The sequence below is a fragment of the Halorientalis pallida genome (assembly GCF_004118325.1).
GTDB lineage: Archaea > Halobacteriota > Halobacteria > Halobacteriales > Haloarculaceae > Halorientalis > Halorientalis pallida.
Window position 1 is genome coordinate 51,209 of record NZ_RDFA01000001.1, and the last position, 13,168, is coordinate 64,376.

Consider the following 13,168-nt stretch of genomic DNA (forward strand, 5'->3'; position numbering starts at 1 on the left):
GGATTTAGGGCCGGAACGTCCAGTGTGCTCCATGGAAACCCGGACGACCGAGGACGGAGAACAGCGCTACGTTGCCCGCAACGAGGCCGAAACCGGCTCGAAAGGCCCCTTCTTCGCCGTCTACACCGACCCCGACCGTGAGAACCGCTGGGGCTACTTCTGTTCGAACTGCGAGACCTTCGACAACGCGATGGACTCGATGGGGCGCATCCAGTGTAACGTCTGCAGTAACATCCGCAAAGCCGACGAGTGGGACGCCGCTCACGAGTAACCCGGCGTCGAAACCGACACTCACGCCGCCGTCCCACCCGATCTCGACGCCCAGCCACAGCATCTGTTGGATTACTGTCAAGTGAATACACTTAAGCAAGCGCGAGTTGTACCGCAAGGTGGATGGCGACTGTTACCACGCCACTAGCCGAGAAGGCAGAGGCCATTTTCACCGACCTGGGATACGTCGTCGAACGCGATGGACGCGAATTACGCGCACAGCGAAAGTGGCGGGTCGTAAACGTCACACCGGTCGACGAGCCGGCGACACCGCGGGAATCCGGCGATTTCCACTGTCTCGTCACCTGGCACGAGAAGGCGCCGGAGGTCCGGGACCGGTTACAGCGGCGCGACCCGGACTACGAGTGGGCGGTCATCGGGATCGAAGAGAACGGCGAGTACGAGGTCTGTCACGCACCGGACGCGAACGTCAGCGCTTGAGCGCCCGGCGGGCCGCACTCGCACCTGCGTCCGCGTCCACGTCAGCGTCCAGCACTTCGAGCGTGTTGCCGAGCGCGCTCACCAGCGCCAGCACGTTCTCCTCACGAGCGCTGTGGCCCATACAGCCGATGCGGAGGATGTCACCCGAGAGGTCGCCGAGGCCGCCGGCGATCTCGATACCGTACTCCTCGAGGAGGGCGTCGATGATCGTCCCGTCGTCCACGCCTGCGGGCAGGCGCACGGCGTTCAGACTCGGGAGCCACCAGTCCTCGTCGGGATTGAGTTCCAGACCCATCGCCTCGACGCCGGTCTTGAGCGCGCCGGCCACACGTCGATGGCGCGCCCAGCGATTCTCGATGCCCTCCTCGGCGACCAGCCTGAGCGCCTCCCGGAGGGCGTAGACGTTCGTGATCGGCGCGGTGTGGTGATACGCCCGCTCGTCGCCCCAGTACTCCTGGAGCAGGGAGAGGTCGAGGTACCACGACCGTACGGGTGTCTCGCGGGACAACACTTTGTCCATCGCCCGGTCGTTGAGCGTGAGCGGGCTGGCACCCGGTGGAGAGGAGAGACACTTCTGGTTCGCGGAGTAGGCCACGTCGATCCCCCACTCGTCGACGCGCAACTCGACGCCACCCAGCGACGTGACCGTGTCGGCGATCACCAGCGCGTCGTGTTCGTGGGCAATGGCCGTCAGTTCGGGCACGTTCGGCTGGAGGGTCCCGGTACTCGTCTCGGCGTGGACGAACCCGAACACGTCGGGTTGATAGCGGTCGAAGGCGTCCGCGACCGCGGCCGGGTCGAGCGGTTCGCCCCACGGCGCGTCGACGAAGACTGCTTCCCCGCCGGCACGCTCGACCATCGCGGCCATGCGCTGTCCGAAGTAGCCGTTGCCCGGGACCAGTACCGTGTCGCCGGGTTCGGTGAGGTTGGCGACGGCGGCCTCCATCGACGCGGAGCCGGTCCCGCTCACCGGGATGGTCCACTGGTTGTCCGTCCGGAAGACGTACCGCAACAGGTCCTGCACGTCGTCCATGATCTCGACGAACGACGGGTCGAGATGGCCCACGAGCGGCGTACTCATCGACCGCAACACGCGGGGGTGTACGTCACTGGGCCCGGGGCCCATCAAGAGCCTGTCCGGCGGCGACAGTTCCCCAACCCTCGGTCGGTCCATACCTGGTCGTTGTGAGAGACACCACCAAAAGTAGTGTGAGAGAACAGTTGTCATGGGGCAGTGCCGAAAGATCGGTAGGCAGTGCCGAACGACCAGTAGAGAGCGCCGAGTGAGGGTGTCCCACGTGTCGCTTATATACGCGCGTCTCGAAGCACCGCTGATGTTTCTGGGCCACGGACTGTTCGCGTTCGCTCTCGTCGCCCTGCTCGGCAACGCGGTCGGGTGGTCCAGCGAGCGTGCGCTGTGGCTCGGTGTCCTCGCCGGTGCCTTCGCAACCGTCCCCGACGTGGACATGCTGTACGCCCCGATCGGGTTGCTCGGCGGCGCGAACGGCCTCCTCGACGCCTCCGAGGCGTTCTGGAACGCCAGCGCCGTCGTCCACCGCACGGTGACCCACTCGCTGGCCCTCGGTGTCGTCGCGGCGCTCGCGTACGGCCTGGTCGCCGTCCGGTATCGCTCGACGGTTCCGGGCCGCTCTCGGTTGGCCGCCGTGACTGCCGGCGGCACACTGCTCGTCGGACTCGTGGTCACCGCAGCCGCCGTCAGCGGCGGCCTCGCGGCCGTCGTCGTCGCGCTGTTCTGTCTCGCGGGGCTCGCAGTGACGCTCGTCGCCGCCAGGCGCGGTGTCGCCCCCCGCCTCGTCGGTACGACGGCGGTGCTGGGACTCGCGACCCACCCGTTTGGCGACCTGTTCACCGGCGAGCCACCGGCGATGCTCTACCCGTTCGACGTGACGATTTTCGCCGAGCGCGTGACGCTCCACCCCGACCCGACGCTGCACCTGCTCGGCGCGTTCGCGGTCGAGCTGGCGACGATCTGGTTGGCCGCGTACGCGCTCTTCACGCTCACAGACCGGCGCTTTCGCGACCACCTCAGTCCCCGGGCCGGTATCGGGGCGGGGTACGCCGCGGCGGCGCTGGCGATCCCGGCGCCGACTCTGTCCACGTCGTACCCGTTCGTGTTCTCGATCCTGCCGCTGGCATCCGTCGGCGTCCTGGGGGCCACACGCGGACGGATGGGGCGGTCCCCGTTCCGCCGATTCCGGCCGACCGTCTCGGACTGGCCGACGGCGCTGGTGACTGGGCTGACTGCCGTGACGCTGGCCGCCGCGGGCTACACGCTCGCCTACCTCGTGGTCTGAGCCGGTAACGTTTCACAGCAGGGCGCCATACGTCGGTGGTATGGACGAGGTGGGAGTGAGCCGGCTCCTCCGGAGCCGTCGCGGGAACGCGGTGCTGGCGTGGGCGCTGGTCGGTCTGGTACTGATCACGAGTCTGGCGAGCGTGGCGACCGGGAACCTGCTCTGGACCGCCTTCACAGTCGTCGTGGCCGCCATCGCGCTCCTGCCGCCCCTGCAGTTGCGCTCGGTCTGGGTGATGCCGCCGTGGGAGATCGTCTTCCTCGCGACCGCGCCGGTCCTCGCGCACCTGTTCGCGATCGAGTTGTTGACGGGACAGGCAGGGAACACCGGCCGGTACGTCTCGGTCGCGGCGCTGGCCCTGCTCGTCGCGGTCGACCTCGACGGGTTCACCGCCGTCGAGATGAACGAGGGGTTCGGCGCGCTGTTCGTCGTCGTCACGACGCTCGCGACGGCCGGCGTCTGGGCGGTCGTCCGCTGGACTGCCGACGGCCTGTTCGCCACCGGCTTCCTGGCCTCCGAACACGCACTGATGCTCGAATTCGTTGGCTCGGCCACCGTCGGGACCGTCGCCGGTCTCGTGTACGTCTTCTACCTGCGACGGCGGATCCGACCCGGCGAACGCGTCCCCGAGGAGGTCGATCTGTCGTGAGACTCCGCGACATCGTGGGCATCTCGACGCGCACACAAGCCCGCCTCTCCTGGGCGATGGAGGTGACGCTGGTCGGGATCCTGCTGGTCGGCCTCTACCGCGGCGGCCCGGGCGTCGTCGTCAACACGGCCATCGCGCTGGCGGTCACCCAGCTCCCGCCGCTGCTCGAACGGGACTTCGAGATCCCGATGGACCCGGCGCTGACGCTGTGGATCACGACGGCCGTCTTCCTGCACGCCCTGGGGACACTCGGCCTGCCCTGGTCCGACCTCTCGTTCTACCAGTCCATCTGGTGGTGGGATCACCTCACGCATGGCCTGTCGGCCTCGGTCGTCGCCGCCGTGGGCTACGCGACCGCCCGGTCGTTCGACGAGCACGCCGACGGCGTCGTCCTCCCGCCGAAGTTCATGTTCGTGTTCATCCTGCTGTTCGTCCTGGCCTTCGGCGTCCTCTGGGAAGTCCTGGAGTTCCTGCTGACCGAGACCACGGCCGCGTTCGGCATCGGAACCTTCCTCACCCAGTACGGGCTGGAGGACACGATGCTCGATCTGGTGTTCGACTCGGTGGGCGCGGTGATCGTCGCGACCTGGGGCACAGCTCATCTCAACGATATGGTCGGTGCGCTGGACGAGCGTATCGAGGAGTGGCTGGCGACGCGTGGCGAGTGAGCCCCGGGCCTGACGGTCAGAGAAACAGCGCCGGGATCGTGTTCCGGAAGATGTTGAGCGAGATCACGAACAGCAGGGCGACGACGAACCAGTTGAACTTCGCCTCGTCGATCTCCAGTCGCCGGAGGTAGGTCCCGATGAGCAGGCCGACGACGGTGACGACTGCGATGACCGATCCGAGCCACAGTCGGTAGGTCGTCATGAGGTCCGTAAAGAGCGTCATCTGGACGATCCGGACCGTGAAGATGGTCGCCAGCACCATCGAGAGCCCGCCGATGTACCGCTCCACGTCACGCTCGAAGGTGTGGAAGTACGCCGGCAGGAGCGGACCGAGGTTGGCCACCGCGAGCAAGAACCCCTCGAGGAACCCGGCTGTCCCGAGCGCCACCGGGTGATGCGCCTCCTGGACCGTCACGAAGTTCTGGACGACCTGGAAGCCGACGTAGCCGAAGATGATCAGGCCGATCAGGAACGGGACGATCGGACCGGCACTATACTCGGCGAGAAAGACCACGCCGACGACCGATCCGATCACGGCGAGCGCCAGGAGCGCCCACTCCTCACGCACGAATGCCAGTCCGGTGTCCGTCTCGCCGATCTGGAACATGTTGAGCATCCACGGCGGGATCGCGAGGACGACGACCGCTAGCGTCGGGTCGATGACAGACGCGAAGATCGGCGTCGTGAGCAGCGCGTACCCGAAGCCGATCATCCCCTTGACAGCGCCCGCGACGACCGCGACGAGGACGAACGCAGCGAGCAAGCCGCCCGACACGTCCGACTGGAGCCCCTTCGTGACGTTGTCGACGCCCGGGAAGAAGACGACCGACCCGGCGACGACCATCGCGGTCGCGAATACCATCATCACCTCGCGGTAGCGGAAGGCCCGCAGATTCGCGAGGAACTGTGCCACGTCGAGGTGCGTGTTGCTCGTACCCATGCAGAGACTGACGAGCGAGATCGGCTCGTCGGTTGTCCGGTGTAACCGCCCCGGCCGTTTTCATCTGTACTTGCCAGTAAGAACGGGTCCCAGTCCGTGAGCGCCCACGTCGGCCGAACCGATGCATCTGGGCGCTCTGGACCGCCAGGGTGGGCGAACTCCCCTATCGGCGGCGACACAGGTTGCGGCAAGATTTCTAGCATCCGCCGTGACGGGCGGACATCGAACGGCGTTTCGACCAGTTCACCGACCCGACGCTCTTGTTCGCTGGAATCGATATACATAGTATGAGTGAGTCCGACACGGGAGCCAGCGACACCGAGACGCCCGACACCACGAACGTGGCCATCGCCTGCCAGGGCGGGGGCAGCCACACCGCCTTCACGGCGGGCGTCCTCCAGCACCTCCTCGAGGAGTGGGACGACGATCACCGGCTCGTGGGAATCAGCGGCACCTCCGGCGGCGCGTTCAACGCGCTGGTGACGTGGTACGGGCTGGTGACCGGCGACGAGTCGAAATCCGTGGCGTTGCTCGACCGGATCTGGGCGGACATCGCCGCCAACGAGTGGTCCGACCGCTGGACGAACGAGTGGGTGACCGCGCTCAACCGACTCGAGAGCACCGGCCTCCCGTTACCGATGGTCAGTCCGTACCAGATTCCGGGGGCGGACCTGGGGAAACGGCGGATCGTCGAGATTCTGGAACGCCACGTCGACTTCGGTTCCCTCCCGGATCTCTGTACGCGGACGGCCCCGGAACTGGTGGTCGGGACGGTCGACGTGAACGACGGCTGTTTCGAGACGTTCACGAACGAGGCCGTGACACCCGAGGCGGTGCTGGCGTCGGCGGCCGTCCCGCTGGTGTTCGAGGGTGTCGAAATCGACGGCCACTACCACTGGGACGGCCTGTTCTCCCAGAACCCGCCGATCAACGACCTGATGTCCGGCGACGGGGTTCAAAAGCCCGACGAACTCTGGGTGATCCAGATCAATCCCCAGGAGTTCGAAGGCGTGCCGGCGACCGTCGAGGCCATCGCGGACCGGCGCAACGAGCTGTCGGGGAACATCTCCCTCAACCAGGAGTTACACTTCGTCGAGCGGGTGAACGACTGGATCGAGGCCGGGTATCTCCCCGAATCCGAGTTCTCCCACACGGAGATCCACCGCATCGAGATGGGGCGACGGTACGGCTACGCGACGAAAGTCGACCGCGATCCGGATTTCATCGCGGAGCTGATGGAACTGGGACGGGGGCGGGCAGAGGAATTCCTCGCGTCGCGGTGATCCAATTTCGGCAGCGACGGTCACGGACACGACTGCCGAGACGGGTCAGTGATGCTCGTGACCCGCTCCGTGCCCCGAGGAGACGGTCGGTGAGCGGTCGGTGTACGCCGCGGGCGTTTCGCGGAACGCCCGGCGACAGGTGTCCGAACAAAAGTAGTAGCTGTCGCCGTCGTGGCTCGCGCTCGGGCCTTCGTCGTCGGTCCGCATCCCGCAGACGGGATCGCGATACTGCCCGGGGGCCCCAAGTCCGCGCCGGTAGACGTACAGCAGGAACCCCGAGAGCGCGAACGCGACGAGGTTGAGGTAGAACGTGTAGTTCAACTCGAAGTACGTCTGTTCGGTCGCCGTCTCGCCGCCGGCGAGGTTCGGGACGATACCGAGGGTGTCGAACAGTTGCTCCATGAGAAATCCGGTGAAGGCCATCGTCACGAAGAAGACGGCGAGGATGTATCCCGTCACCTTCCAGCCGTAGTACTTCCGGTAGACGTTCAAAACGGGAACGGTGATCAGATCGGCATAGACGAACGCGATGACGCCGGCGAAGCTGATGCCACCGCCCCACAGCGCGACGGCGAAGGGGACGTTGCCCATGCTCCCGACGAAACTGACGACGGCGATGGTCACGCCCATGACCGCGTTCTCGGCACTGACCAGCAGGCCGTCCCCGCGGAGGAAGAGGGCGTTCCACACCCACTGTGGCACGAACACGATGACGAACCCGGAGATCAGAAAGCCCGCGATCACGTCCGTCCAGATCATCGCCCACTCTTTGCGGTACTGGTTGCCGATGCGGTACCAGCCGCCCCACGAGCGCAACTCCTCCTGCCAGCCGCCGGCGCCGGCGATGTCCTGTCGGTAGGTCTCCAGACACCCCTCCGAGCAGAAGGTCAGGGTCTCACCGCCGTCGGTCACGAGGGAGTACTTCTCCATCCCCTCCATGCCACAGGTCGGGTCCTCGGAAACCCCGCCTTCCCGGTCGCGTTCCTCGAGCGCCGCTCGGACCTCCTCGAAGAGGCTCTCGGGGAGGGTCAGATGGACGAGGACCGCCATCACGGCGATGAGGACGAGCCCGCCGAGCAGTTCCGCGACGAGGAACTCCCACCCCAGCAGGATCAGGATCATCAATCCCAGTTCGACGATGAGGTTCGTCGACGCGAACATGAACGCGAGGAAGTTGACGACGTGCGCGCCCTTCTTGAAGAGGCCTTTGCCGATCGCGACCGCACCGAAACTACAGCCGCTACTGGCCGCGCCGAACAGCGTCGCCTTCGCCAGCCCCTCGAAATCCCCCTCGCCGAGGACCGCAGCCATCCGCTCTTTCGAGACGTAGACCTGCACGAGGCTCGTGATCACCAGCCCCATGATGATCGCCCAGGCGGCGGTCCACAGGAAGCCGACACCGATGCGGAGTGCCTCGATCACCTGCGGTGTGAGTGAGGGGGTCATCCTCTCAGTTCACCGGTCCCGTTCGAGCGTCTCCCGCCGACGTTCGTACTCGTCGTCGCTCAACTCGCCGCGGGCGTACGCGAGGCGGAGTTCTTCGAGGGCACGGTCTGCCTCGTCCCCGGACCCGGAGAGCGACCGGTAGAGGAGATACACCGCGCCGACGATCACGAGGAGAAAGAGCAGTCGCAACGCGAGTGCGACGATCCAGAGCCACGCCGGGGCGGCCCCGCCGGCCCAGCCGTTCCGCCACATTCCGTCCATCATGTACCCGCCGCCCATCATTCCGAAGCCCATGAAAAGGACCGGGACGACGACCAGCGCGACCACGATGAGGAGCCCGATTCTGAGTAGCTGACTGTCCGCGTTGTTCCGAACCATGTGTATCACACTCCCGGAGTGCCCGAGCACTCGGTTCGGTCGTCCCTACTCCGGCCTGCTTCAATGCAATTATCACTAATAATCGAAAGAGTTTGGGCGGCGATACTGTGGATACCAAAGCCACTCGCCGAACCAGTCGCGTGGCCGACATCGGGAACCGGAACCGCCCACGTTATTTCGCCGATCGTTGCCGTAGAAAGGAGTCGATGAGCGCGAATCACGCGACGCGGCGGCGACTCCTCCACGCGGTCGTCGGCGTGACGGCTGTTACACTCGCCGGTTGTAGCCAACAGAACGGGACGTCCACGGAGAGGACCAGCCCGGAACCGACGGCCGGTCCAGCCAGCGCGGGACACGGGCACGGCGGTGTTCCGGACTCGCCGTCGCCATCGGCCGAAGTGCGGACGCGAACGGCAGACGGGTCCACCCACTTCGATCCCCACGTCGTCTGGGTCGAAGGGGCGGGACCGTCACGCTCGTCAACGCCTCCGGGCGCCACTCCGCGACGGCCTACGCGCCAAGCAACGACCGACCCCGGCGGATCCCGGCCGGCGGACGCGCCTTCGACAGCGGCGTGATGAACACACAGGGGAGCACCCAGGAAGTCACGCTCGACACGCCGGGCGTCTACGACTACTACTGTATCCCGCACGAATCCAGCGGCATGATCGGAAGCGTCATCGTGGGCCAACCCGAGCCGAGCGATCAGCCGGGACTGTCCGAGCCGACCGAAGTCCCCGCAACGACCCACGAGAAGATCCGAAGCCTGAACGGTACGGTAATAGATGCCATTGGACACAGCGAATCGAGTGATGGGTCCGATCACGGGACGGAAGCCGACCATCACGACACCCAGGACGGCCATCACGGCTGAGGCAGGGTGTGACCCCGGATTGGCCACCGGGCACTATCGCGTCGTGAAACGCACCCCGACGGGACGCCGGCAGACTCGCTTCGCTCGACTCCCGAGCCCGGCTTCACGCAGTTCGACCGGACGCCGGCAGACTCGCTTCGCTCGACTCCCGAGCCCGGCCTCACGTACTTCGGCCGGACGCCGACTGGATCGAACGACCGTCGAGCCCGGTTCCTACCAGTCTTCGCACTCGAACAGAGTCTTTCCGGGTGGCTCCCGTTTTGAGAGTCACGCCACAGATGACTGTCAAACACATTGCGGGTCGTCACAGGGACCGACAGACGGCCCACGGCCGCTGCTGTGGAGTGGGACGTCCCCCCGCTACGAACGGTGGCGTGACAGGAGCGGGCGCCGAGAGCAGACACTGGTCGACCGGCCACAGCAATGCGTGGCGCTCTACCGACAGGTTCCACGGAGGGACTCCGTGAGCGTACTGCTGGTACTCCTGGGTGTCCTGTGTCTCGGTGTCGCGATCGTCGACATCCTCTGGACGACGCTGTGGGTCGAGGGCGGCGCGGGACCGCTGACGAGTCAGATGATGGCGTGGACGTGGCGACTGCTGCGGCGACTGAGTGGGGATCGTCAGCGGATCCTGCGGGTCACCGGACCCGCCGTCTTCCTGCTCGGTCTCGCGGCGTGGATCGGCCTGCTCTGGGCGGGGTGGACGTTCGTCTTCGCCGGCGTGGAGGATTCACTGGTCGATACGCGCGATACCGGCCCGATCTCGTGGACTGAACGGTTCTACTTCGTCGGATACTCGCTTTTCACGATGGGCAACGGTGATTTCACTCCGAAAGACGGCGTGTGGCAGGTCGCGACCGCGCTCACGACCGCGAGCGGGATGCTCTTCGTGACCTTGATCGTCAGTTACGTCGTCTCGGTCCTCGACGCCGTCACGCAGAAACGAGCCCTCGCCAGTAGCGTTAGCGGGCTCGGTCAGAGCGGTGAGCGAATCGTCCGGACCGCGTGGGACGGGAACTCCTTCGACGGGCTGGCGCTCCAGTTCGACTCGCTCACGACCGAGATCAACGAACTGACGACGAACCACCAGGCCTATCCGATCCTCCACTACTTCTACGCCGGTCAGCGGCGGTACGCGGCAGTAGTCGCCGTGGTCGCTTTCGACGATGCGCTGACGCTGTTGCGGTTCGGCGTTCGAGCGGAACAACGACCGAGCAAATCCGTTCTCGGAGCCGCCCGAGCGAGTGTCGAGAGCTACCTCGACACGGTGACCGCCTCGTTCGCTCGCGTCTCCACGCAGGAACCGCCGACTCCCGACCTGCACCGTCTCCGTGCAGCAGACGTGCCCACGGTCTCCGACGACGCATTTTCCCGGTCGCTCACCGAAGTGACGAGCCGACGACAGCGACTCCTCGGTCTCGTCGAAGCAGACGCTCGTGAGTGGCCCCGCCCGGGTGACGAGTGAGGACGGCGATTCACGGTGTCTGTCCCAGGAGCCGAAGTGGGCGGGAGTCACTGCGACGATCCAGCCCTGTCGAGATCGGCCACGAGAACTGATCTGGAACCCATCCCGAACGATACCGGACCGAGTCGTCTACGAAACGAAGCCAGTGACGATTTCCCGCAGGTAACCGTCTTACGTCGGGGTTCGAATACCGTTATTCCTGCCGCTGGGGTCCGTTCGACACGGGTGCAATCAATGACAACGAAAACTGAAGCTCGCCCCGCACTCCGGACGGTCCACGGCGGCGAGTGGATATCCGGAATCGTGGGTGGACTGATCGGCAGTGTGCTGTTCGGGCTCGTGATGCAGTTCGTCATGCCACAACCGGTGCTCGAAATGGCGATCCCGGCGATGTACGGGATCCAGGGACCCGCACTGCTCGCCGGCTGGCTACTCCACCTGTTCCACGGAATCGTCCTCGGCGTCGTCTACGTCGCGCTCGTCCAGTTCGGACCGTTGCGCGAGACGGCGGGTCGCATCGGCGGTAGTATCGGACTCGGCGTCGGCTACGGAATCGTGACGACGGCACTGCCGGTGTTCGTCATGCCGCTGTGGCTCTCGGCGGTCGGCTTCGCCGGCGCGCCACCCTTCCCCAACATCGCGATCCCGGGGACAGTCGTGAGCCTCCTCGGCCACGTCGTTTACGCCGTGCCGGTCGCCGTCGGCTACGCGCTGTTCAGGTCGGACTGACGACGACCGCACGCTCGCGTCTTTTTACTCGGGCACTGTGACCTGCCGGCCGACCAGGACCAGACTCCCGAGCAACACCGTGACCGCGACCGGGAGGAGCAACTGGAACCCGGTCAGGAGGACGCCGGAGGCCTGCACGCCGACGACGAGCAAAACGACCGGGCCACAGCAGGCCGTCCCCGACAGCAGTGCTGGGATGCTCGCCAGCAGGCCGGTCGAGGAGCGACCGATCCCACAGGCCCTGGGCTGTCGCCACACGAGGTACGTCAGTGCGCCGTTGACACCCACCAGCCCGGCCAGCACGAGCCCCAGGACGCTGTTCAGCGAGAACAGGTACGTCACGGGGCCGAGGGCCAACCGGGCGACCGGCGTGAACGAGAACGGCCCGAGTTCCGGCCGCAGAAGTTTCGAGAGCGGGTCGGACACGACCAGCAGATCGAACCCGCCGAGTCCCGCCGAGAGGTGCCCGATTGCCCAGAGATACAGGAGGAGATAGATGGCGGTGACGGTGACGAACGCGACCTGGCTGTCCCGGCGTCGGAAGACGAGTCTCGTCGCCGACCGTGTCCGGCCGAGCGCGCGCCGGACGCGGTCACGCGGGCACAACTCACTGGAAGACATCGGTCTCGGGGTAGTAGCCCGCCCACGCGAACCACATCGCGTCGAAGGTGTGGACGCTCGTCAGCGGGAGCGCGTCCGGATCGTGGCTCGTGCCGGTCGCGTCGACGAACTGGGTGCCATCCCGGTCGAACGACTGCCCGTCCGGGTTCAGGTAAGCGAATCCGGTGTCGTATCGGTCGTCGTAGACGGCGAGGACGGGTGTTCCGCCGACGGTCCCGTCCAGTTGCCCCGCCTGCCGTAGCGTGTCCTTCGGGAACGCCGCCGCGCCGTCGGGCGTCCGCAGTCCCATGACGACGCGTTTGGGCGCGAACCGGTCGCTCTCGTTGAGCGCCCCGAACAGGAGGTTGTCGTTGGCGTAGTAGCCGCCGCGGGGGTTGTACGAACCGTAGGGATCACGGCCGTAGTTTTTCGCGTGTCCGGTATCGGTCGAGAGGACTCGCGTGTCCGGGTGCTGGTCGGTCCACTGGGTCCAGGTCGTCCAGATCAGCCGGAACTCCCGGAGCGACCGGATCTCGGGGTCACCGTTCCAGGGACCGGGAATCGACGTGGCGAGTATCTGCGGCCACCAGGTCTCTGTGTGGCGGTCGTACATGACCAGGTTGCTGTTGATCAGCCGTCCGGAGACGCCGAAGGTGGTGTTTCCCCGCTCGAACCCCTGGACGGTTCCCGTGAGCGGGCAGTAGGTGACACTGACCGGCGCGCCGGCGAGCTCGTCGTTGACGATCTCGTGCTGGGCGAGTATCTTCTGGGGGTAGGCCTTCGCGACGCCGTCGCGAACGACGCCGAACACCGGATCGCCGTCGGCGAGGAACCCGGCCCGGTCCGAGGCCACGAACTCGGGATCGTCGATCGAGGGAATCCCGTCTTTGGACGGGCCACCCGACCTGGCGGCGTCCCGGAGCCGTTCCGGCGACGCCGGGAGCGGGAGTCGCTCCGCCGCAGTCGGTAAGGATAGCGGACCGCTGGGTGTTTTCGACGCCGAATTACCGAGACATCCGGCTACTGCAGTGAGTCCCGCCGCGGCGAGGAAGGCGCGTCTCGAAGTGGGCATTACCGACCGGTAGGTCGAGTGACGGGTTAACGGTTGAG

Annotated in this window: 15 protein-coding genes; 9 read left to right on the top strand and 6 right to left on the bottom strand. The window is 66.2% G+C overall.

The features are described 5' to 3' along the window. Positions 1-31 precede the first annotated feature (31 nt). Together EAF64_RS00295 and EAF64_RS00300 are read left to right on the top strand one after the other, a co-directional pair. Complete coding sequence (locus tag EAF64_RS00295; protein WP_129066992.1) at positions 32-271, top strand: DUF5816 domain-containing protein; 240 nt, start codon at positions 32-34, stop codon at positions 269-271. A gap of 122 nt (positions 272-393) precedes the next feature. Further along, positions 394-711, top strand: coding sequence for a DUF7116 family protein (locus EAF64_RS00300; protein ID WP_129066993.1), 318 nt, complete (start codon positions 394-396; stop codon positions 709-711). On the opposite strand, the gene EAF64_RS00305 is transcribed toward EAF64_RS00300, so the two are convergent. Next, positions 701-1,885, bottom strand: coding sequence for a pyridoxal-phosphate-dependent aminotransferase family protein (locus EAF64_RS00305; RefSeq protein ID WP_129066994.1), 1,185 nt, complete (start codon positions 1,883-1,885; stop codon positions 701-703). The genes EAF64_RS00300 and EAF64_RS00305 overlap by 11 nt on opposite strands. Before the next feature lie 160 nt (positions 1,886-2,045). Here EAF64_RS00305 and EAF64_RS00310 point away from each other — a divergent pair, with 160 nt between their 5' ends. Genes EAF64_RS00310 through EAF64_RS00320 form a run of 3 tightly spaced genes read left to right on the top strand, consistent with a single transcriptional unit; the run spans position 2,046 to position 4,343 of the window. Then, a complete protein-coding gene (locus EAF64_RS00310) occupies positions 2,046-3,026 on the top strand; it encodes a metal-dependent hydrolase (RefSeq protein ID WP_129066995.1) in 981 nt (326 codons plus the stop codon). Between the two features lie 40 nt (positions 3,027-3,066). Further along, the gene (locus EAF64_RS00315; protein ID WP_129066996.1) at positions 3,067-3,675 is read left to right on the top strand and encodes a hypothetical protein; all 609 of its coding nucleotides are present in this window, start codon (positions 3,067-3,069) and stop codon (positions 3,673-3,675) included. Beyond that, positions 3,672-4,343 carry a hypothetical protein gene (locus EAF64_RS00320; protein WP_129066997.1) on the top strand — a complete coding sequence of 224 codons (672 nt, stop codon included), beginning with the start codon at positions 3,672-3,674 and terminating at the stop codon, positions 4,341-4,343. Before EAF64_RS00315 ends, EAF64_RS00320 begins: the two co-directional genes overlap by 4 nt. 16 nt (positions 4,344-4,359) lie before the next feature. On the opposite strand, the gene EAF64_RS00325 is transcribed toward EAF64_RS00320, so the two are convergent. Then, complete coding sequence (locus EAF64_RS00325; RefSeq protein WP_129066998.1) at positions 4,360-5,283, bottom strand: sulfite exporter TauE/SafE family protein; 924 nt, start codon at positions 5,281-5,283, stop codon at positions 4,360-4,362. Between the two features lie 287 nt (positions 5,284-5,570). Between EAF64_RS00325 and EAF64_RS00330 the strand changes: the two genes are divergently transcribed. Continuing rightward, positions 5,571-6,566, top strand: coding sequence for a patatin-like phospholipase family protein (locus EAF64_RS00330; RefSeq protein ID WP_129066999.1), 996 nt, complete (start codon positions 5,571-5,573; stop codon positions 6,564-6,566). A gap of 45 nt (positions 6,567-6,611) precedes the next feature. On the opposite strand, the gene EAF64_RS00335 is transcribed toward EAF64_RS00330, so the two are convergent. Then, positions 6,612-8,012, bottom strand: a complete 1,401-nt coding sequence (locus EAF64_RS00335; RefSeq protein WP_129067000.1) for a permease — start codon at positions 8,010-8,012, stop codon at positions 6,612-6,614. A gap of 9 nt (positions 8,013-8,021) precedes the next feature. Beyond that, on the bottom strand, positions 8,022-8,390 hold the full coding sequence (locus EAF64_RS00340; RefSeq protein WP_129067001.1) for an SHOCT domain-containing protein: 369 nt from the start codon (positions 8,388-8,390) through the stop codon (positions 8,022-8,024). Between the two features lie 577 nt (positions 8,391-8,967). On the opposite strand from EAF64_RS00340, the gene EAF64_RS00345 reads away from it, so the two are divergent. The 3 genes from EAF64_RS00345 to EAF64_RS00355 all read left to right on the top strand — a co-directional run bounded on the left by EAF64_RS00345 (position 8,968) and on the right by EAF64_RS00355 (position 11,458). Beyond that, positions 8,968-9,264, top strand: a complete 297-nt coding sequence (locus tag EAF64_RS00345) for a plastocyanin/azurin family copper-binding protein (RefSeq protein ID WP_129067002.1) — start codon at positions 8,968-8,970, stop codon at positions 9,262-9,264. A gap of 463 nt (positions 9,265-9,727) precedes the next feature. Next, positions 9,728-10,729, top strand: coding sequence for a potassium channel family protein (locus EAF64_RS00350; RefSeq protein ID WP_129067003.1), 1,002 nt, complete (start codon positions 9,728-9,730; stop codon positions 10,727-10,729). A 234-nt stretch (positions 10,730-10,963) separates the two neighbouring features. After that, positions 10,964-11,458 (top strand): hypothetical protein, encoded by a 495-nt coding sequence (locus tag EAF64_RS00355; protein WP_129067004.1) that lies wholly within the window; start codon positions 10,964-10,966, stop codon positions 11,456-11,458. A 24-nt stretch (positions 11,459-11,482) separates the two neighbouring features. On the opposite strand, the gene EAF64_RS00360 is transcribed toward EAF64_RS00355, so the two are convergent. Both EAF64_RS00360 and EAF64_RS00365 read right to left on the bottom strand, forming a co-directional pair. Continuing rightward, a complete protein-coding gene (locus tag EAF64_RS00360; RefSeq protein ID WP_129067005.1) occupies positions 11,483-12,079 on the bottom strand; it encodes a hypothetical protein in 597 nt (198 codons plus the stop codon). Further along, positions 12,066-13,130, bottom strand: coding sequence for a DUF3179 domain-containing protein (locus EAF64_RS00365; RefSeq protein ID WP_129067006.1), 1,065 nt, complete (start codon positions 13,128-13,130; stop codon positions 12,066-12,068). Before EAF64_RS00365 ends, EAF64_RS00360 begins: the two co-directional genes overlap by 14 nt. Between the last annotated feature and the right edge of the window lie 38 nt (positions 13,131-13,168).

Bases quoted from the DNA above. Each gene is read 5' to 3' on its own strand.
- EAF64_RS00335 (WP_129067000.1), bottom strand. From the start codon at position 8,012: ATGACCCCCTCACTCACACCGCAGGTGATCGAGGCACTCCGCATCGGT.
- EAF64_RS00360 (WP_129067005.1), bottom strand. From the start codon at position 12,079: ATGTCTTCCAGTGAGTTGTGCCCGCGTGACCGCGTCCGGCGCGCGCTC.
- EAF64_RS00295 (WP_129066992.1), top strand. From the start codon at position 32: ATGGAAACCCGGACGACCGAGGACGGAGAACAGCGCTACGTTGCCCGC.
- EAF64_RS00310 (WP_129066995.1), top strand. From the start codon at position 2,046: ATGTTTCTGGGCCACGGACTGTTCGCGTTCGCTCTCGTCGCCCTGCTC.
- EAF64_RS00365 (WP_129067006.1), bottom strand. From the start codon at position 13,130: ATGCCCACTTCGAGACGCGCCTTCCTCGCCGCGGCGGGACTCACTGCA.
- EAF64_RS00340 (WP_129067001.1), bottom strand. From the start codon at position 8,390: ATGGTTCGGAACAACGCGGACAGTCAGCTACTCAGAATCGGGCTCCTC.
- EAF64_RS00300 (WP_129066993.1), top strand. From the start codon at position 394: ATGGCGACTGTTACCACGCCACTAGCCGAGAAGGCAGAGGCCATTTTC.
- EAF64_RS00355 (WP_129067004.1), top strand. From the start codon at position 10,964: ATGACAACGAAAACTGAAGCTCGCCCCGCACTCCGGACGGTCCACGGC.
- EAF64_RS00330 (WP_129066999.1), top strand. From the start codon at position 5,571: ATGAGTGAGTCCGACACGGGAGCCAGCGACACCGAGACGCCCGACACC.
- EAF64_RS00325 (WP_129066998.1), bottom strand. From the start codon at position 5,283: ATGGGTACGAGCAACACGCACCTCGACGTGGCACAGTTCCTCGCGAAT.
- EAF64_RS00305 (WP_129066994.1), bottom strand. From the start codon at position 1,885: ATGGACCGACCGAGGGTTGGGGAACTGTCGCCGCCGGACAGGCTCTTG.
- EAF64_RS00345 (WP_129067002.1), top strand. From the start codon at position 8,968: ATGAACACACAGGGGAGCACCCAGGAAGTCACGCTCGACACGCCGGGC.
- EAF64_RS00315 (WP_129066996.1), top strand. From the start codon at position 3,067: ATGGACGAGGTGGGAGTGAGCCGGCTCCTCCGGAGCCGTCGCGGGAAC.